Below are 18,908 nucleotides of genomic sequence, written 5' to 3' on the forward strand. Positions count from 1 at the left end.
ATCCGCCCTCTTCACAAGGGTGCGGATCTCAGGTGGTGCGGTTCAGTAGTCGGCGCGCAAATGGGTGACATCGGCCGCGGACACGGCGTGGTCGCCGATCAGGAGGCGGCCTGCGGTGTCGATGTCGGTGGCAATGCCCTCGATGGTCTGGCCGCCCGGCAATTCGGCGCGCACGAGTGCGCCGAGGGTGGCGCACCGGTCGCGGTAGCCGCCGATCAGGTCGGTGGTAGCCCAACCGGCGTCGCGCCACGCGGTGAAGCGGCGGGCGAATTCGGCCAGCAGTGACCGCACGAGCTCGGTGCGGTCGGTGACCTTCGCACCCGCGAGCGCGAGCGAAGTGGCATGCGGCACCGGCAGTTCCGCCTCGGTGAGGCCGACGTTCAGGCCGACCCCGACGACAATGGCGGGCGCCCCACCACCGGAGGCGACTTCGGCCAGGATGCCCGCGACTTTGCGGCCATCGATCAGCACATCGTTGGGCCACTTCAGATTCGCGTCCACACCGGCGGTTGCGCGCAGTGCGTCCACCACCGCGACGCCGGTGAGCAACGGCAGCCAACCGAGCGCGGACGGCTCGATACCGTGCAGCCGCACCAACAGCGACATCGCTATCTGTGCGCGCGGCGGGCTGATCCAGGTCCTGGCATGCCGCCCTCGGCCCTGCTCTTGGGTTTCCGCGAGCAGAACCGCACGATCGGCGTCGGCGTCCCCGGCCCGGGCGATCAGATCCGCGTTGGTGGACCCGGTCGACTCCACCACATCGATGTGAGAGAAGAACGACAGCTCGGGTGACTCGATGAGGCTGCGCCGCAACTGCTCTGCATCCAATGGTGGCCTGTGCACACCGGCAGGTTACTCGGTGCGCACCGACCCGCCGCGGTAGGTCGACGCCATCGCTATCGCGGCAGGTCGTGCGGGTCGGAGCTATCCGCAGAGGTCGTATTCGACGGACTCCGCCATGGCGGAGCTCTCCTCCGCCGTGGCGGACTCGCTGGCCTCGGCCCAGTGCTCCGGCTCGACCACTGTCGGTTCGGTGCGCACGGTCTGCCAGCTGGTCCAGGACGCCGCCGACGCGTATTCGGCGGTCCTTCGACTCCACTCCCACATGATTTTCCCTCCCCTCGGTCAGTTCAGTACGGCTCAGGTCGCCATGCGCGCGGTGAGCGCTCGCCTCCGATCGAACATTTCTCGGACCTCCCCTCGGTCGAATTACTGACGCCCCCAGGCTATCTGGGCACGACAACGACCCGCCACCGATTTTCGCGGCGCCGGATATCGCACGAGCCCCGTCTCGGTTCGGTAGTCAACCAGGAAGTTTGCGGTCATTCGCGTACCGGAACATGATCTAGCTGGGGTTTTCTACTCACCGGTAAACGGCACTCGGTTAGAGCGAAGCACTGGCACTGGTTACACTCCGGAGCCATGACGAGTGTCCAGCAGCAGCCCGCATCGGAATCGGCGGGCGCCCCCGATATCCACACCACCGCTGGGAAGCTGGCTGACCTGCGTAATCGGCTGGACGAAGCGCAGCACCCCATGGGTGAGGCCGCGGTGGACAAGGTACACGCCAAGGGCAAGATGACCGCCCGCGAGCGCATCCTCGCACTGCTGGACGAGGGCTCCTTCGTCGAACTCGACGCGCTGGCCCGCCACCGCAGCGTGAACTTCGGCCTGGAGAACAACCGGCCGCTCGGCGACGGTGTGGTGACCGGCTACGGCACCATCGACGGTCGCGACGTGTGCATCTTCAGCCAGGACGTCACGGTCTTCGGCGGCAGCCTCGGCGAGGTCTACGGCGAGAAGATCGTCAAGGTGATGGATCTGGCGCTCAAGACCGGCCGCCCGCTGATCGGCATCAACGAGGGCGCGGGCGCGCGCATCCAGGAGGGCGTCGTCTCGCTCGGCCTCTACGGCGAGATCTTCCACCGCAACATCCAGGCCTCCGGCGTGATCCCGCAGATCTCGCTGATCATGGGCCCGGCCGCCGGCGGCCACGTCTACTCCCCCGCGCTGACCGACTTCGTCGTCATGGTCGATGGCACCAGCCAGATGTTCGTCACCGGCCCGGATGTCATCAAGACGGTCACCGGCGAGGACGTCACCATGGAGGACCTGGGTGGCGCGCACACGCATATGACGAAGTCCGGTGTCGCGCACTATGTCGCCTCCGGTGAGCAGGACGCCCTCGACTACGTCAAGGACCTGCTGAGCTACCTGCCGAGCAATAACCGCGCCGAGGCACCGCGCTTCCCGGCCACCGACCCGATCACCGGCGCCATCGAGGATTCGCTCACCGAGGAAGACCTCGAGCTGGACACGATCATCCCGGATTCGCCGAACCAGCCCTATGACATGCACGAGATCATCCGTCGCCTGCTCGATGACGACGAATTCCTCGAGGTGCAGGCCGAGCGCGCGATGAACATCATCGTCGGCTTCGGCCGGATCGACGGCCGCAGCGTCGGCATCGTCGCCAACCAGCCCACCCAGTTCGCGGGCTGCCTCGATATCGACGCCTCGGAGAAGGCCGCGCGCTTCGTGCGCACCTGCGACGCCTTCAATGTCCCGATCATCACCCTGGTGGACGTCCCGGGCTTCCTGCCCGGCACCGGCCAGGAATACAACGGCATCATCCGACGCGGCGCGAAGCTGCTCTACGCCTACGGTGAGGCCACTGTGGGCAAAATCACCATCATCACCCGCAAGGCCTACGGCGGCGCCTACGACGTCATGGGTTCCAAGCACATGGGCGCCGATGTGAACCTGGCATGGCCGACCGCCCAGATCGCCGTCATGGGCGCCTCGGGCGCGGTCGGCTTCGTCTACCGCAAGCAGCTGCAAGAGGCCGCCAAGAGCGGAAACGATGTGGATGCGCTGCGTCTCGAGCTGCAGAACGAGTACGAGGACACCCTGGTGAACCCCTACGTCGCCGCCGAGCGCGGCTATGTGGACGCGGTCATTCCGCCCTCGCACACCCGTGGCCAGATCGTCTCGGCACTGCGTCTGCTCGAGCGCAAGATGGTGTCCCTGCCACCGAAGAAGCACGGCAACATTCCGCTGTGATCAAGCGATAGCCTCGATGGGCCGCGCACACTGGTTGTAGAGACACAATGAGTGAATTCGACGATGATGGTCGCTTGCTCCACATGACATCGCGTTGGGCATGGGCTCGATCGATATAGAGAGAGGATCTGGCACTGTGACGACCGTGGCAGAAGAAGACGTGTTGACCGCCGCCGAACTGGATCTCACAGTCGACCCGATCGCGGACGTGGTCGAGGTTGTCGCACCCGCGACGAACCCGGCCGCCGAGGCGGCCGAGCAACCGTTCATTCGAGTCATCAAGGGCGCGCCGTCCGACGAGGAAGTCGCGGCGCTCGTCTGCGTGCTGTCGGCGGCCGCGAATAGCGCCAGCGGAAGCCGAACGACCGGTCCATCCGACACCTGGGGTCGCCCGACGCTGATGCATCGCGGCACCTCACCGTTCTCTCCGTACGCGTTCCCACAACTGTCACACCTGCGCGACTGATCGGATGACGAGACTCGTTCTCGCCTCCGCCTCGCCCGCCCGCCGCGAGGTGCTGCGCTCGGCGGGCATCGACCCAGTCGTCCGGATCTCCGATGTCGACGAGGACGCCGTAGCCGCGGCACTGCCGCCCGGCACGGCACCCGAGGTCGTCGTGGTCGAGCTGGCGCGGGCCAAGGCCCGGTCGGTGGCCGCGACGATCCCGGACTTCGCCACGGATTTCGTCGTGGTCGGCTGCGATTCGATGCTGCTCGTCGACGGCGAATTGCAGGGCAAGCCGCACACGCCCGAGGTGGCGCGCTCGCGCTGGGCCGAAATGGCCGGGCGCAGTGCCGATCTCATCACCGGCCACTGCGTACTGCGGCTGCGGGACGGTGAGGTCATCGCCGAATCCGTCGATTGCAGTTCCACTACAGTGCATTTCGCCAAACCCGACCCCGAAGAGCTGGACGCCTACATCGCGACCGGTGAGCCCTTGCAGGTGGCTGGCGCGTTCACCCTCGACGGCATGGGCGGTTGGTTCGTCGATCGCATCGATGGCGATCCATCGAGCGTTATCGGAATCGGACTACCACTGCTGCGCCGACTGCTTGGCGACGTTGGGGTCGGCATTGCGCAGCTGTGGAGCCATTCGGCCCGCTGACGGCGGCGCGATCCGCGGCTCGCCGGGGCCCAGCCGCGGCTCCGCCCCGGGTTCCGCGCCGATCGATACCGGCGCCACCTCGCGGTCGTGCTCCGGCTCCCGAGGCACGCCCTGGTCGCGCCGGGCTTGCTGGGCCATGAGCTCCAAACGGACCACACAGAGCTCCGGCTCGACGAAAGGGTGTAGCCGGACATTCATCTCGCCGCGCGCGCCATTGCGGTCGAGGACCTCCTTGATCAGGCCCAGATGCACACCGCACACCACTTCGGAGTGGGTGCGCGCGAGTTCACGCAGCGGGCAGGCGGTCAGCCGGATCAGCACCTGCTCGTTGGTCTCGGCGGCCGGATCGCGTTCCGGGGCGAAGCCGAGCTCGGAGAGCAGCGTGATGGTGACGTCCTTGGCGTCCTCCAGCGATTCGACCGCATGATCGCCCGCGTCGAGCTTGGCACCCCAGGCGCGTCCGGCGGCGATGGCCGCCTCGGAGCGGCGCCGTGGATCGGGGCCGAGCTGATCGGCGAGTACTTGGGCCAAGTCCTGATAACCGACCGATCGCTGAACCGCGCTATAGCCGATGCGCGGACGGCCGCGGCCGCGCGGGGGCTGCTGGAACTGCCGTACCAGCGATTCCCTGGTGAGTACATCCAGATGGAACCGAACCGTGGTGACGTGCTGTCCGGTGATTCTGGCCAGTTCTTGGGCGTCGAGAGGTTCGCTGGCGCCACGTAGGATCGCGAGCAGTCGACGCCTCGGCCAAGAATCGGACATAGCTCACCCCTCCTCCCGGGAGACTTTATCGGATGAGGGTGCGATTTATTCGCCCATTCAGCCGATTTGTGATCTGAAACGAGTTTCCCTAACGCCTCACACCTAACATCGCTGTGAGACCCGAATCGCTATAACCACCCGTCTACCTCGTGTGAAGGACCCATATCGTGCGCGTTGCCTCGGACCCTCATCCCGCTTTCGGTTCTTACGCACATCCTCACCGACTAGTAACCACAGAGTGGCTGTCGGCAAACATCGGCGCGCCGGGACTGAAGATCATCGAATCCAACGAGGACATACTGCTCTATGACATCGGACACGTTCCCGGCGCCACCAAGATCGATTGGCGGGGCGACCTGAATGATCCGGTAACGCGTGACTATATCGACGGAGCTCGGTTCACCGAGTTGATGCGCGCCAAGGGCATCGAGCGCGACGATACCGTGGTGATCTACGGTGATCGCGGCAACGCGCAGGCCGCGCACGCCTGCTGGGTCTTCACCCTGTTCGGGCATCCGGATGTGCGGCTGCTCGACGGTGGCCGGGACGCGTGGATCTCCGAGGCGCGCGACACCACCTTCGACCTGCCCTATCTCATCCGCAGCGAGTATCCGCTCGTCGATCGCGACGACACCACCGTGCGCGCGTTCCGCGAGGACGTGCTCGCACACCTCGGCAAGCCACTGATCGATGTGCGCTCCCCCGAGGAGTACTCCGGCGAACTGATCCAGCCGCCGATCAATCCCGAAGACGCGGCGTTGCGCGGCGGGCATATTCCCACCGCGGTCAACATCGCCTGGACCGAGGCCTTCAATACCGACGGCCGCTTCCGTCCCCGCGCCGAGTTGGACCAGATCTACGGCGCGCTCGCGGCCGCGGACGATCTGGTGGTCTACAGCCGGGTCGGCGAGCGATCCAGCCACACCTGGTTCGTCCTGACCTATCTGCTCGGCCTCGACGGCGTGCGCAATTACGACGGGTCCTGGACCGAATGGGGCAACTCGGTGCGCATGCCGATTGCCAAGGGGTATGAACCCGGCGACGCACCCGCGGGCAGTATGCGCAAGGTCCGCACCAGATAGCCCGATTCGCGTCCAGCACCCCTGATCGGCCGAATCCGATACACGGATTCGCGGCTGCTTCTTCCCAGCCCGACGCCGACGCCACCGGGTGTGATCCACGACCTACTGTTGAGTAGGGCTATCCGAGTTCGGCCTCTGTTGGCAGACTGCCTACACTCGCCCCAGACGTAAGTTTGTCGACCACGGGGCGACCAAAAAGATTGCTAACAGGAGGCTCAGTGCCCAGCCATGCCAGCGCGCGGATATCGAAGGTACTCGTAGCTAACCGAGGCGAGATCGCCGTTCGCGTGATCCGGGCGGCCAAGGATGCCGGTATCGGCAGCGTCGCGGTATACGCGGAGCCCGATGCCGAAGCCCCATTCGTGAAGCTCGCCGACGAGGCCTTCGCCCTTGGCGGGCAGACCTCGGCCGAGTCGTACCTCGTCTTCGACAAGATCCTCGACGCCGCGGCCAAATCCGGCGCCGACGCCATCCACCCCGGCTACGGATTCCTTTCCGAGAACGCCGACTTCGCCCAGGCCGTCATCGACGCCGGGCTGATCTGGATCGGCCCCTCCCCGCAGTCCATCCGCGACCTCGGTGACAAGGTCACCGCGCGCCACATCGCCGAGCGCGCCAAGGCGCCGATGGCCGCCGGCACCAAGGATCCGGTCAAGAACGCGGCCGAAGTGGTCGAGTTCGCCAAGGAGTACGGCGTGCCGGTCGCGATCAAGGCCGCCTTCGGTGGCGGTGGCCGCGGCATGAAGGTCGCGCACTCCATCGAGGAGATTCCGGAGCTGTTCGAATCGGCGACCCGCGAGGCGATCGCCGCCTTCGGTCGCGGCGAATGCTTCGTCGAGCAGTACCTGGACAAGGCCCGCCACGTCGAGGCGCAGGTCATCGCCGATAAGCACGGCAATGTGGTGGTAGCAGGTACCCGCGACTGCTCGCTGCAGCGCCGGTTCCAGAAGCTGGTCGAGGAGGCCCCCGCGCCGTTCCTCACCGACGATCAGCGCGCGCGCATCCACGCTTCGGCCAAGGCCATCTGCCGCGAGGCCGGTTACTACGGCGCTGGCACCGTGGAGTACCTGGTGCAGGGCGACACCGTGTCGTTCCTCGAGGTGAACACCCGCCTGCAGGTCGAGCACCCGGTCACCGAGGAGACCGCGGGCATCGACCTGGTGCGTCAGCAGTTCCGCATCGCCGAGGGCCACGAGCTGGCGATCACCGAGGACCCGGCGCCGCGCGGGCACTCCTTCGAATTCCGGATCAACGGCGAGGACGCCGGTCGCGGCTTCCTGCCGGCCCCCGGCCCGGTCGCGGTCTACTCCGAGCCGAGCGGTCCCGGCGTGCGCGTCGACTCCGGTGTGGTGCAGGGCAGCGTGATCGGCGGTCAGTTCGACTCGATGCTGGCCAAGCTGATCGTCACCGGCGAGAACCGCGAGCAGGCGCTGCAGCGGGCCCGGCGCGCACTGGCCGAATTCCACGTCGAGGGACTGGCCACGGTCATCCCGTTCCACCGCGCGATCGTCGAGGATCCGGCGTTCATCGGTGACGGCGAGAAGTTCGACGTCTACACCAAGTGGATCGAGACCGAGTGGGTCAACAACGTCGAGCCGTACACCCCGGCCGGTGTCACCGAGGCCGAGGACGAGGAGCTGCCACGGCAGAAGGTCGTCGTCGAGGTCGGTGGGCGTCGGGTCGAGGTGTCGTTGCCCGGTAATTTCACCGTGGGCGCGGGCGCCGCGGGTGCGGGCGGCAATGGCGCCGGAGTGATCCGCAAGAAGCCCAAGCCGCGCAAGCGTGGCGGCGCCGGCGCCGGTGCGGCCTCCGGTGACGCGGTCACCGCGCCCATGCAGGGCACCGTGGTGAAGGTCGCGGTCGAAGAGGGCCAGTCCGTCGAGGCAGGCGATCTGATCGTGGTGCTCGAGGCCATGAAGATGGAGAATCCGGTCAACGCGCACAAGGCGGGTGTGGTCACCGGACTGTCCGTCGAGGCCGGTGCGGCCATCACCCAGGGCACCGTGCTCGCCGAGATCAAATAAGTAAACAGCTGGCGAAGACCGTTTCGGAGCGGGCGCTGGACGACGACGTCCGCGCCCGCTCTGTCGTATCGTGGTTCGGTGACCAGCTCTGCCGTCGTGCCCACTGCCACGGAAGTCATCCGCGGCAGACGTGAATCAGCAAGCCGTGCCGACGGATATCGCCTCGCCCTGGTCATCGAGGGCGGTGGCAGTCGGGGCGTGTACTCCAGCGGAATGGTGCTTGCGCTAGAGGAACTCGGGCTGGCCTCGATCTTCGACGCCGTCTACGGCACTTCGGCGGGCGCGATCAATGGCGCGTGGTTCCTGTCCGGGCGCGCGCTGTCCGGCATGCGCGCCTGGACCGATCCGGTGATCATGCGGCGCGCGGTCGATCCGGCTCGACTGCTGCGCGGACGTCCCGCCTTCGATCTGGACTACCTGGTGCACCAGGTGTACGACGGCATCGAGCCGATGGACTTTCCGGCGATTCTGGCCAACGCCACCACCTTTCACCCCATCGGCACCGATATCCGCTCCGGGTGCGCGGTCGACCTGCACCGCCACATCGTGGATAAACGCACCCTGATGACCGCGCTGCGGGCCTCCGCGGGGCTGCCGATACTCGCGGGACCACCGGTGCCGCTGGGCGATGCCGAGTACCTCGACGGCGGGCTCGCCGAAACCGTGCCCATTCGCACCGCGGTTCGCGACGGTGCGACGCATGCGCTGGTGCTGCGCACCCGGCGCACCGATGAACAGCGCCCACCCGCCTCCCGTCTGCATCGGGTGGTCGGAGGCGGCTATCTGCGCGTACGCGCCCCCGGGGCCTACCGCGCCTGGCTCCAGCGGCCGCACCAGCAATCCATCGAGGACCGCTTCCTCTCCGGCCTGGGGGATGCCGCCCTCCAGATCCACCCACCCCTCGGCTCCCCGAATATCGACAGCGCGGCAAGGGATACCGACTTGCTGGCCGAGGCGCTGACCATCGGACGTCAGGCCGTGCACGCATCGATGGCGGCCCTGGTCGATTCGGCAGAAAGCGCCCGCTGAACCGCCGGCATCACTTGCCGACGTCCGATGTCGGCGGCTTGTGGCACCGGTCAATTCAGGTGGACGGTTACGCCGTTGGAGAGCAGAAAGTCGTGTAGTTCGAGCTGGCTCGGGGTAGCGTCCTGCGGGACGTCGAAAACCAGTTGGGTGGTGGCGGACTGGCCGGGCTGGAGTTCGAATGAGTAGTTGTAGCGGCGTTGGGTGTTCTGCCACATGCTCGCGATCGCATTGTGGTCGACCTGGCGGCCCTGGGTATCGACGAGACGTTGTCCGACGGGCAGGAACCACTTCGGCTCGTCGGAGATATTGCGCACAGCGACCGTGACGACGGAGTAGGTGCCGCCCGCATTCTGCAGCCCGATCCGCGGAATCCCGGAATCGACCGCGGTGACCACGAATTCGAACTTGCCATCCCGCACCGGGGTATTCAGACCGGAGAACACCGGCGCGGGTGGTTCGGCCGATTGTGCGGTGTCGCCATCGCGCACCGCGACGGACGGATCGGCCGTGCGCGGGCCGCCACCACTGCCGGTATTGCCGAATGCGACCAGCGCCGCACACCCCGCCGCCAGCATGAAGGGGGTCAGGAACATGACGACGAGCGCGCCGATCACCCTAGACAGGAAGGACTTACGCCGTGGCCGACGCCGTGCGGCCCGGCGCGCGGGCGGGACGAGCCAGGGACGGCGCTGCGAGACCGTCCAGCGTGGAGCCACCGGGATGCGTGCCGCCCGCTTCGGTTGCGGCACCACCCGTCCGGCCGCAGACGGCGGGCGGACGAGCGATCCCGGCGGTACCACCGCACGGTTCGGCGACCACGGAGAATTCTGTTGCGGTGCAGCACTTTCCACTGAGACGAAGGGCGGCGCGGGGTCCAGCCGCGTCGCCACCAGCGTCGGCGTCGGACCGGGTTCCGGCAACACCTTGGTCGCCGCACGCGGCTTCGGCGACGACTCGACCAGCGGCACCGCCGATGCCGCCGATGACATCGGCGCGCGCGTCTGCACCCGCGTCGGACTCGGCTGGTGACCCGCCAGTTGCTGCGGCGCCGCAGCCTGCATGTGCGCATACGCCTGCGGAGGGTGCGCGGTTTTCGGCTGCGCCGCCGCATATGCCGCGGCGGCGAATTCGCGTGCGGTCCGATAGCGCGCGGCCTGGTCCTTGGCCATGCCGCGGGCGATGATCGCATCCATTTCCGCGGGTACCGCCGGGTTCACCGTCGAGGCGTTGGGTGGGGCGGTCATCAGGTGGCCGTGCATTTGGCGGGCCGGATCGGTGTCACCGTAGGGGCGGCGGCCGGTCAGGCATTCGTAGAGGACGCAGGCGAGTGAGTACACGTCGGAGCGGGCGTCGACGGTGCCGTTGAAGCGCTCCGGTGCCATGTAGGCCCAGCTGCCGATGGCCATTCCGGTGGCGGTGACGGACGTCTGGCCCAGGCTCTGGGCAATGCCGAAGTCGATGAGATACGCGTGCCCACCGGTGCCGATCAGGATGTTCGACGGTTTGACGTCACGGTGGATCAGCCCGGCCCGATGCGCGGCATCCAGACCTGAGGCGACCTGCGTCACGAAGTCCGCGGCCGCGGTGGGTGTCAATGTGCCGACTCTGGTCAGCATTTCGGCCAGGTCGATGCCATCGATGTACTCCATATCGATGAACAACCGGCCGTCGAGCTCCCCGAACCCGTGAATTTGCACGATATTCGGATGCCGCAGACTCGATCCGAGCCGCGCCTCCCGCTCGAACCGCTGCCGATACTCCGCATCGGCGGCCACCCGCTCCGCCAACACCTTCAGCGCAACCGTGCGCCCGGTATCGGTGTCACGGGCCAGCCACACCGCCCCCATACCGCCCCGCCCGAGCAATCGGTCGAGCCGGTACTTCCCGAACTGTTCCCCCATCACTGACCTCCCGGTGGCCGCGCCGTTGCGGAAGTGGGGCGGCAACCCGATCGAAACCGCATCGCCCGAACCTATCCCGACCCTAGCCCCGCCACTCCCCCTCGAACAGTGTGACCTCCCCTACGTACAACTACTCAGCGAACACCCCGGACCTCGACACGATCCGACGCAACAAACCAGACCCCCTAGGGCGATCCGGTCCCCGGCTGCGGGCTAATCAGCCTCGTTCAGGCGCACTGTGACGCTGACGCGCCCCTTATCATCGCGTCGTGCGACGGCGTGTCCGGACCGTTCGGCGCCGTCCAGCCGCAGCGAGATGGGGCCGCCAGCGCCCAGAAAGTTGCGCCACCACGTCTTCTGGTCCGGCAGGGCCACCGCGATGGTGATCTCGTCGCCAGAGCGGCGAAAGCTCACCGGTGTGCTGATGGTGCGTCCGGAACGTCGACCGACGTAAGTGATCTCGGTGAGCGACCGGGCTACCTTGGGCCCGATCCATGGCGCCTTGGTCAATGCCATGACCCCCGCGTTGAATCCGCGCGCAGCCGGTCCCAGCACCGCTTTGAGTTCCATCGAATCTCCAGATCACCGAATGTCAGTATCGACCACCAAACTAGCGGACCGCCGTGCGTGGGGTTGGGCAGCGATGGCGGCATACATCTCATGCGGAGCCGATCCGATGCCGGACGTGTGCGGCGCTGAATCCCACTGCGGCGCCGATGAAATCGCCGTAGTGGGTGTGCGCGGTGGGGTCGACTCCCCCGCCGCAGACCGGGTCACCGGCCGCGCAGAAATCGGCGGTGCGGTTCGAATACTGGTCGGGAACGCTCCACCCGATCAGCCGCAGCGGGTCACCGAAGAGCAGTATGACGGCGACGCGGTCGACGAGATCACCGGGTAGCCGCGCCACGCCCGGCAGCCCGGTGACGATATCGGTGCCGAGTGCGGCGTGTACCACGCCCGCGCCCAGCGAGTAGCCGACCAGGATGAACTCTTCGGCCGGACATGCCGCGGCCCGATCGACGACGTGTGCGACCAGATCGGCGCTACCGGTGCTCACTGACAACGGATCCGTCGGATTCGCAGAGTAGTTCACCGGATACGCCCGCACGCTCATCGGTAGCGCCTCCCCCATCGCGGCGTACAGCGGATCACCGACGAAGGTTCCGAGATACCCGGGTTCCTGAGTTCCCCTGGCCACCACCAAGTCCACCGCCGCGCACGATTGGCCCGCCGCTTGCGGAGCCAGCACGACACTCGCGGCGATCGGCAAGACCGCGAATGCCGATGCCATCCGCCAAATTTTGAACCGACCCACCTTTCGGTCGCCCATCTTCCTCACCTCTCACGCCGTTGTGAGAAGTGCTTCCTCGGTCCTCACGTCGTTGTGAAGCAGCGAGTGACACTTGTCAGAGACAAATTACAATGTACTCCGCTGCGAAGGACGATGGTGGCGACAGCCATACCCCATTGCTCAGACCCACCAACTGCGGCAAGACCAGGGCGCACCGTGCCGGTATGCACAGCCGGTCCGGTCACCGATCGCCGGGCAGGATCCACCGCGATCAGTGCCTCGTCCGGTACCGGCCGGCTTATCGCCACTAGGGCGCCAAAGATCCACTGCCCCAGGCGAAGTGTTCGCCTGGCGACGCCTACTTACCGGGCTTGAAGCGGTTGCCGTGGCCGGGTTTGCCATTGCTCGGCTTGTCGTCGGCCGAATCGCTGTTGCCCGAGTTGCCGGGGGCTGCTGGGCCGGGGGCTGCTGGGCCGGCGGCCGATTGCCCGGCGTCGGGTTTCGGGCTGCCGCCAGAAGGCTGCATCGGGATCCAGGTCGCTATGTGGCCACCTGCGGAACGACACGCGAGTGGGGTGCCGTCACCGGCGACGGCATTGCCGTCCACGTCGGGATTGCACGGCTGTCCGGCGATCGGGATCGACGCGTTGGGCGCCGCCGCATGGGCCGACTCGGCCGGGGCCGATCCCAGTGCGGGGCCGGGATGCGAGGGCGCCGGCCGGGCGGATGACGGTGCAGCCGATGTTGTTTCGGCTCCTCCGGGCCGCCCCAGCCACAGCGCAAACCCGATCAGGGCGACAAGCGCCGCGATGGCGGCAGCCGCGTGCCCCGGCCCGACTATCCACTCGCCCTCGCGATCATCCCTCGGCTCAGTGTCCCGCCCACCCCCGCCACCCCGTTTCCGCGCACCTACATCCCCTACTCCCACCCCACCCCACTCGACCACACCCCGCGCCCCCACCGCACCCGAACCCCGCTCCCCCACCGCAGCCTTCGGCGATTCGCCCCCACCCACACCGAGCGCCCCAGCCGCACCCACACCCCGAAAGCCCACCGGCCCCACACCCCCCGAGCCGACCGCAACTACACCTCGCGCCCCGGCCACACCAGCACTCCAAGCCTCGACCGCAGCCCCACCCGGCGCCTCAACCGCCCCCAGAACCCGCGACTCGACCACACCCCCATCCCGCGACCCCACCGCCGCCACTCTCGGCGACTCCGCCGCACCCGCACCCCACGCCCCAACTGCCGCCGCACCCGGCGACCCAACCTGAGCCGCACCGGGCGACCCAACCGCCCATCGCGACTCGGACACAGGCACACCCAGCAACTCAGCCGGGCGCTCCCCCCACGCCCCGACCGCCGCCGCACCCGGCGACCCAACCTGAGCCGTGCCTTGCGCCCCCGCCACCGACGCACCCGGCGACCCAGCTGCAGCCGCACCCGGCGACCCAACCGCCCACCGCGACTCGGACACGGGCACACCCAGCAACCCGGCCGCGCCCAGCCCCGACGACTCGACCACACCCGCACCCCGCGACCCGACCGCGTCCCCGCCCGGCGCCCCGACGCCACCAGCGCCCTGCGCCCCGGCCGCGCTCGCGCCCTGTGCCGCACCTGAGTACCGCGATTCCACCGCAGCCCGACCCAACCACTCGCCCCCACCAGCCCACCGCGACTCGGACACTGGCACAGCCCGGGTCCCGACCGCGGCCGCAGCCTCCATCGCATCCGAGCCTCGCGACTCCATCGCGACCCCACCCAACGACGCCACCCCACCCGCACACCGCGTCTCGGGCTCAGCTGCCCCCAGCGACTCCACCCCGCTCTCGCACCGCGACCCGAACTCGGCCCCATCCAACGACGCCACCCCGTCCGCATCCTGGGCCCCGACAAGCCACCCATCGGGTAGCGGGCGGGTAATGGGCACAGTCCTCGCTGCGATCTCGACGGTCGATGCCTCGCGACCGGTGACCGCGGCGTAGGCGGCGGATGCGAATTCACCTGCGCTGGACCAGCGTTCGGCGGGATTCTTGGCCATGGCGCGGGCGATGGCGGCATCGAGTGCAAGGGCCACAGCTGGATTCAGGGCTGCGGCGCGGGGTGGATCGACGAGCAGGTGGGCGTGGAATTGCTGCGGCGAATCGATAGTGCCGAAAGGTCTTTGGCCGGTCAGGCATTCGTAGAGGACGCAGGCCAGTGAGTATTGGTCGGCGCGGGCGTCGGCGATGCCACTGAAGCGCTCCGGCGCCATATATGCCAGGGTGCCGACCACATTTCCGTGGGATGTGATGGCCGGCTGATCGATCCGCTGCGCGATGCCGAAATCGATCAGGCGGACGAAGCCGCAGGGAGTGACCATGATGTTGGACGGTTTGACATCGCGGTGCACCAAACCCGCCCGGTGGGCGGTATCGAGCGCCATCGCGGTCTGTCCGATGATCGCCACCGCCCTCGCCGGAGACATCGGCCCGTCGCGGCGCAGCAGGGCGGCGACGTCGGTGCCCTCGATGAACTCCATGTCGATATATAGGCGGCCGTCGAGTTCGCCGAAGTTGTGGATCGGCACCATATGCGGCCCGGGAGCGTGGGCCGCCAGGCGGGCCTCCCTGGTGAACCGCAGCCGGTACGTCGGATCCGCGGCGTGCGTCGCGGCCAGTACCTTCAGCGCCACATCGCGGTCGGCGACGGTATCGCGAGCGAGCCAGACCTGCCCGGTACCGCCGCTGCCGAGCAACCGGTCGAGGCGGTAATGACCGAACCGCGTCTCGCCCATTCGAAACCTCCCGCTAGCCTTGCACTCATCTTCGAGTTACCCGAAATCCACACCGGCTCCACATAATCCGCGAAACTGATGTGGCGGCCGACCGATCATGTCGCAACCCGGCGCGTCAGATCGCGAAATTCGCCGACCGCGCCCCCACGACCGCGGTACGCGAGACGGCGAGAACAGGTACAGCGAAAGCCGCTAGCCTGGCTGCTATGAGTGACGTGCCCGAGATCCGCATCGGCACCGCGGAGCGTGAGCAAGCGATGCAGCGACTCTCCGATCATTTCGCCGCCGGGCGGCTCAGTGTGGCCGAGTTCGACGAGCGCAGCGCCGTGGTCGCGGCCGCGCTGACCCGAGGCGACCTGGACAAGGTCTTCGTCGACCTGCCCGAACCCGCCCCCATCGCCGCGGTCGCCGCCAAACGCGACGGTTTCCTCGACGAATGGCCGGAGCGAGTGATGGCGGTGATCCCGATTCTCGCCGTCATCCTCTTCTTCGTCACCGGCAGCTGGCTCTGGTTCCTGGCCATCCCGTTGGCGGGCGCACTGCTGTTCGGCGATCGGCGCGAGCACCACCGGCGCCGCCAGGGCCGCCGCGGCCGCAGGAGGATCGAGGACTAGTGGAACCCGTCGAAATCAATGCGGGCACCTGGTACCTGCGCGCACTGCGCGCCGACGACCGCATCGATGACCGCCCCGCCCTCGCCGACGGCGGCATCACCGATCCCGACTACGTCGCCCGCCGCACCGAACAGTGGGCCGAGGAAACCCACTTCTCCTGGGCTGTCTGCGAACCCACCACGGCCGAATTGGTCGCCGAGATCGTGGTGACCCCCGGCGCCGACGACACCGCCGAACTCACCGGCTGGGCCCGCCCCGGATATGAACCCGCCCTCGAAACAGGTACGACAGCGGTCCGCCGCTTCGTCGAAGGCGGCCTCGGCCTCCGGCTGCCCTGAGCCAGTAGCCAATTGACCAGCGGCAGCAGCAGGCACACGCCGATGCCCATGCCGCAGTAGCGGATCGGCATCGCGCGCTGGCCACTCAGCGCATTACACCGGTGTGGCCCGTGGAATAACGCCCCGGCTGCGGCCAGATGGTGAGCCCGTGCGCCCCACGCCCAACAGGTATGCGCGCCAACAGATTCCAGTTCACGATATCGATCGCGTAGACCTCACCGTGATGGCGACCGGATACCCAGAAGATCCGCCCGTCCGCGGACAGATTGCCCATGTCCGGACTGCCGCCGCCCGGGATGAACCACTTGTGCACCAGCTTGTTCTCGGCGAAATCCCACACCGAGATGCTGCCCTCGTGCCGGTTGGTGATGAGCAACAGTTTGGAGTCGCGGGTGACGTACAACCCGTGCGCCCCCTTGCCGGTCGGCACGAAACCGGTGTTCTCCCACGACGACGCGTCGATCGTGTAGATGCCGTCGGCGACCATATCGGCGATGAAGAAGGTGCGTCCGTCCGGCGAGAGCTTGACGTCCTGTGGTTTACCGCTGCGACCGCCCGGCAGATCGATCAGCTTGACAACCGTGCGCTCGGCGACATCGAAGACCAGCATCCGGCCGATGAATTCGCAACTGGCCAAGGCGAACCGGCCGTCGGCGGTGAAGTCCATATGGTCGACGCCAGCGCAGTCGGGCACCGCCAGCGAGTGCACCTTCTGCCAGGTGTGCGGATCGTAGAAGTCCAGCGACTTATCCGCCTCGGCGACCACGAGTGCGTATCGACCGTCCGGCGTGAAGTACATGTTGTAGGGATCGCGGACCGGGAATGGTTCACCGGGTTTACCGGTGCGCGGATCGATCGGCAGCAGGCTGCCCCCGCCGATCGGCAGATCATTGGTCACATACAGCGTCTGCATGTCATAGGACGGCACCACATGCTGTGGCTCCCGGCCGCCCGCCGGATAGCTGTCGATCACCTGGAACGTGCCGGGATCGATCACCGTGACCGAATGCGATTCGCTATTGGGCACATAGACCAGGGACCGATGGTCGGCCACCGACGGACTCAGCTCCCGGTCGGCGGCATAGACATCGGTCGGTGACAGCGGCGGCGGCATGCCGGGCAGCAGCTTCTCCAGATACGGCGGCGGCGCCGTGCCGGCGGCGGCGACCGTGCTCGCGGGCGGCGGATTCGCCACACCTACCGATCCGGCCTCACTGGAGGCACACCCCGCGACCGTCACGAGGACGGTCAGCGACGCGATCAGTGAATGGATGGCGGACCTGCTGGTCTCACCGTTCGGTGCGCAGCTTCGGTGATTGCGCTGTCGGTTCACGCGCTGCACCGTGCCAGGAGGTGGTGAAGACGAGATGACATGTATGCGAAGCCTAGGCGTTGCCGCCCGGATTCCGCAGTATCCCCGCCGACATGGGACGGATTGCCCGAATCATCCGGAAATGTGTACTCGGCCAGTCAAATTTCCGATACTGGCCGAATACCGACCCCACTACCCCGCGTCGCTGAGCACCCGCTCGATGGCGTCGACCGCGGCATCCAATTCGGCCTCGGTGACGGTGAGCGGCGGCCGGAAGCGAATGCCACGCTCGCCCGTGCCGAGGATCAGCACATGCTCGCGTTCCCGCAGTGCGGTCAGCACCTCGTCCCGCAGCTCGGCCGTGGCCAACGTGATCGCGCACATCAGCCCGCGCCCGCGGGGTTCGGTGATCCGAGGGTGATCCGCGCAAAGCTGTTCCAGCCGCCGCAGCAGATGCGCGCCGAGCGACCGTGATCGCTCGATCAATTCCTCGCGCTCGAGCACCTCGAGAATGCGCCGGGCGCGCACCATATCGGTGAGGTTGCCACCCCAGGTGGAGTTCAGCCGGGAGCTGACGACGAAGACGTTATCGGGCACCTCCAGCACCCGACCGCCCGCCATCACGCCACAGACCTGGGTCTTCTTACCGAATGCGACCACATCCGGTTCGAGCCCGAATTGCTGGTAGGCCCAAGTGGTTCCGGTCATGCCGACACCGGTCTGCACCTCGTCGAGGATGAACAGCGCATCGTGCTCGTGACAGAGTCGCTGCACGGCCTGCAGGAATTCCGGACGCAGATGGCGGTCACCGCCCTCGCCCTGGATCGGCTCGGCAATGAAACATGCTATGTCGTTCGGATTTTCGGCGAAGGCGCGACGCATCTGGTCGAGCGCGTTCGCCTCGGCGGCGGCGATATCGACGCCGTCGGCGAGGTAGGGCGCCTCGATGCGCGGCCAATCGAACTTGGGGAAGCGCGCCACCTTCACCGGATCGGTGTTGGTCAGCGACATGGTGTAGCCGGTGCGGCCGTGGAACGCTCCGGTCAGATGCAGCACCTTGGTGCCGAGTTCCGGTGCCCGCCCGTGGGATTCGTTATGTCTGCTCTTCCAGTCGAACGCGACCTTGAGCGCGTTCTCCACCGCGAGTCCGCCGCCTTCGATGAAGAACAGATGCGGTAGCCGGGGGTCGCCGAGCACCCGCACAAAGGTCTCGACGAAACGGGCCATTTCGACGGTGTAGATATCGGAGTTGCTCGGCTTGTTGAGCGCGGCCACGCCGAGCTCGGTGCGGAACTCTTCGTCGTCGGCCAAGGCGGGATGGTTCATGCCAAGGGCATTCGAGGCGAAGAAGCCGAACATGTCCAGGTAGGAGCTGCCGTCACGTTCGTCGACGATCCGGCAGCCACGGGATTTCCGTAGATCCAGCACCAAGTCGAATCCGTCGGCGAGGATGTGCGCCGACAAGATCTCGTGTACCCGGGTGGCGGGGGTGACCGGTGCAGTGCCACTCCCCGCGCGGGTGCGCTCCAGTTCGATGGTCACATCCGTAGGGTACGGAAATCTTTACGAAAGATCTACAGAACAAACGTAGTAATTACGGCCAGACG

Annotated in this window: 17 protein-coding genes; 8 read left to right on the forward strand and 9 right to left on the reverse strand. The window is 67.2% G+C overall.

The annotated features are described in order from the left end of the window. Positions 1–42: 42 nt before the first annotated feature. Both ACQP0C_RS35715 and ACQP0C_RS35720 read right to left on the reverse strand, forming a co-directional pair. Complete coding sequence (locus ACQP0C_RS35715) at positions 43–843, reverse strand: biotin--[acetyl-CoA-carboxylase] ligase (RefSeq protein ID WP_433727300.1); 801 nt, start codon at positions 841–843, stop codon at positions 43–45. 81 nt (positions 844–924) lie between these two features. After that, positions 925–1,107, reverse strand: coding sequence for a hypothetical protein (locus ACQP0C_RS35720; protein ID WP_433727302.1), 183 nt, complete (start codon positions 1,105–1,107; stop codon positions 925–927). Positions 1,108–1,422: 315 nt separating this feature from the next. On the opposite strand from ACQP0C_RS35720, the gene ACQP0C_RS35725 reads away from it, so the two are divergent. From ACQP0C_RS35725 to ACQP0C_RS35735, 3 genes are all read left to right on the forward strand, one after another. Further along, a complete protein-coding gene (locus tag ACQP0C_RS35725; RefSeq protein ID WP_433727304.1) occupies positions 1,423–3,063 on the forward strand; it encodes an acyl-CoA carboxylase subunit beta in 1,641 nt (546 codons plus the stop codon). A 136-nt stretch (positions 3,064–3,199) separates the two neighbouring features. Continuing rightward, a complete protein-coding gene (locus tag ACQP0C_RS35730; protein WP_433727306.1) occupies positions 3,200–3,529 on the forward strand; it encodes an acyl-CoA carboxylase subunit epsilon in 330 nt (109 codons plus the stop codon). Positions 3,530–3,533: 4 nt separating this feature from the next. After that, positions 3,534–4,169, forward strand: coding sequence for a Maf family protein (locus tag ACQP0C_RS35735; protein WP_433727308.1), 636 nt, complete (start codon positions 3,534–3,536; stop codon positions 4,167–4,169). On the opposite strand, the gene ACQP0C_RS35740 is transcribed toward ACQP0C_RS35735, so the two are convergent. Then, positions 4,095–4,934, reverse strand: coding sequence for a helix-turn-helix transcriptional regulator (locus ACQP0C_RS35740; RefSeq protein WP_433727310.1), 840 nt, complete (start codon positions 4,932–4,934; stop codon positions 4,095–4,097). The two genes, ACQP0C_RS35735 and ACQP0C_RS35740, sit on opposite strands and share 75 nt — an antisense overlap. A 167-nt stretch (positions 4,935–5,101) precedes the next feature. Between ACQP0C_RS35740 and ACQP0C_RS35745 the strand changes: the two genes are divergently transcribed. The 3 genes from ACQP0C_RS35745 (at position 5,102) to ACQP0C_RS35755 (ending at position 9,069) form a co-directional block, all read left to right on the forward strand. After that, the gene (locus tag ACQP0C_RS35745; protein WP_433727312.1) at positions 5,102–6,016 is read left to right on the forward strand and encodes a sulfurtransferase; all 915 of its coding nucleotides are present in this window, start codon (positions 5,102–5,104) and stop codon (positions 6,014–6,016) included. 218 nt (positions 6,017–6,234) lie between these two features. Next, complete coding sequence (locus tag ACQP0C_RS35750) at positions 6,235–8,040, forward strand: acetyl/propionyl/methylcrotonyl-CoA carboxylase subunit alpha (protein WP_433727314.1); 1,806 nt, start codon at positions 6,235–6,237, stop codon at positions 8,038–8,040. Between the two features lie 78 nt (positions 8,041–8,118). Continuing rightward, on the forward strand, positions 8,119–9,069 hold the full coding sequence (locus ACQP0C_RS35755; protein WP_433727316.1) for a patatin-like phospholipase family protein: 951 nt from the start codon (positions 8,119–8,121) through the stop codon (positions 9,067–9,069). A gap of 50 nt (positions 9,070–9,119) precedes the next feature. Here the strand turns inward: ACQP0C_RS35755 and ACQP0C_RS35760 are convergent, their stop codons facing one another. The 4 genes from ACQP0C_RS35760 to ACQP0C_RS35775 all read right to left on the reverse strand — a co-directional run bounded on the left by ACQP0C_RS35760 (position 9,120) and on the right by ACQP0C_RS35775 (position 15,037). Further along, positions 9,120–10,970, reverse strand: coding sequence for a protein kinase domain-containing protein (locus ACQP0C_RS35760; protein ID WP_433727318.1), 1,851 nt, complete (start codon positions 10,968–10,970; stop codon positions 9,120–9,122). 213 nt (positions 10,971–11,183) lie between these two features. Then, positions 11,184–11,540, reverse strand: coding sequence for a hypothetical protein (locus ACQP0C_RS35765; RefSeq protein ID WP_433727320.1), 357 nt, complete (start codon positions 11,538–11,540; stop codon positions 11,184–11,186). Positions 11,541–11,628: 88 nt separating this feature from the next. Then, the gene (locus ACQP0C_RS35770; protein WP_433727322.1) at positions 11,629–12,261 is read right to left on the reverse strand and encodes a cutinase family protein; all 633 of its coding nucleotides are present in this window, start codon (positions 12,259–12,261) and stop codon (positions 11,629–11,631) included. A gap of 358 nt (positions 12,262–12,619) precedes the next feature. After that, positions 12,620–15,037 carry a serine/threonine-protein kinase gene (locus ACQP0C_RS35775; protein WP_433727324.1) on the reverse strand — a complete coding sequence of 806 codons (2,418 nt, stop codon included), beginning with the start codon at positions 15,035–15,037 and terminating at the stop codon, positions 12,620–12,622. A 206-nt stretch (positions 15,038–15,243) separates the two neighbouring features. On the opposite strand from ACQP0C_RS35775, the gene ACQP0C_RS35780 reads away from it, so the two are divergent. Next, positions 15,244–15,651 carry a DUF1707 SHOCT-like domain-containing protein gene (locus tag ACQP0C_RS35780; RefSeq protein WP_433727326.1) on the forward strand — a complete coding sequence of 136 codons (408 nt, stop codon included), beginning with the start codon at positions 15,244–15,246 and terminating at the stop codon, positions 15,649–15,651. Continuing rightward, entirely contained in the window at positions 15,651–15,989 is a 339-nt protein-coding gene (locus ACQP0C_RS35785; protein ID WP_433727328.1) for a hypothetical protein, read from the forward strand. The genes ACQP0C_RS35780 and ACQP0C_RS35785 overlap by 1 nt, the downstream gene beginning before the upstream one ends. A gap of 85 nt (positions 15,990–16,074) precedes the next feature. Here ACQP0C_RS35785 and ACQP0C_RS35790 read toward each other — a convergent pair whose 3' ends face one another. After that, positions 16,075–17,322, reverse strand: a complete 1,248-nt coding sequence (locus tag ACQP0C_RS35790) for a hypothetical protein (RefSeq protein ID WP_433727330.1) — start codon at positions 17,320–17,322, stop codon at positions 16,075–16,077. 171 nt (positions 17,323–17,493) lie between these two features. Further along, positions 17,494–18,843: an L-lysine 6-transaminase gene (gene lat, locus ACQP0C_RS35795; RefSeq protein WP_433727332.1), complete on the reverse strand. Its 1,350-nt coding sequence runs from the start codon at positions 18,841–18,843 to the stop codon at positions 17,494–17,496. Positions 18,844–18,908 lie beyond the last annotated feature (65 nt).

This window comes from Nocardia sp. CA-129566 (assembly GCF_050956075.1).
Lineage (GTDB): Bacteria > Actinomycetota > Actinomycetes > Mycobacteriales > Mycobacteriaceae > Nocardia.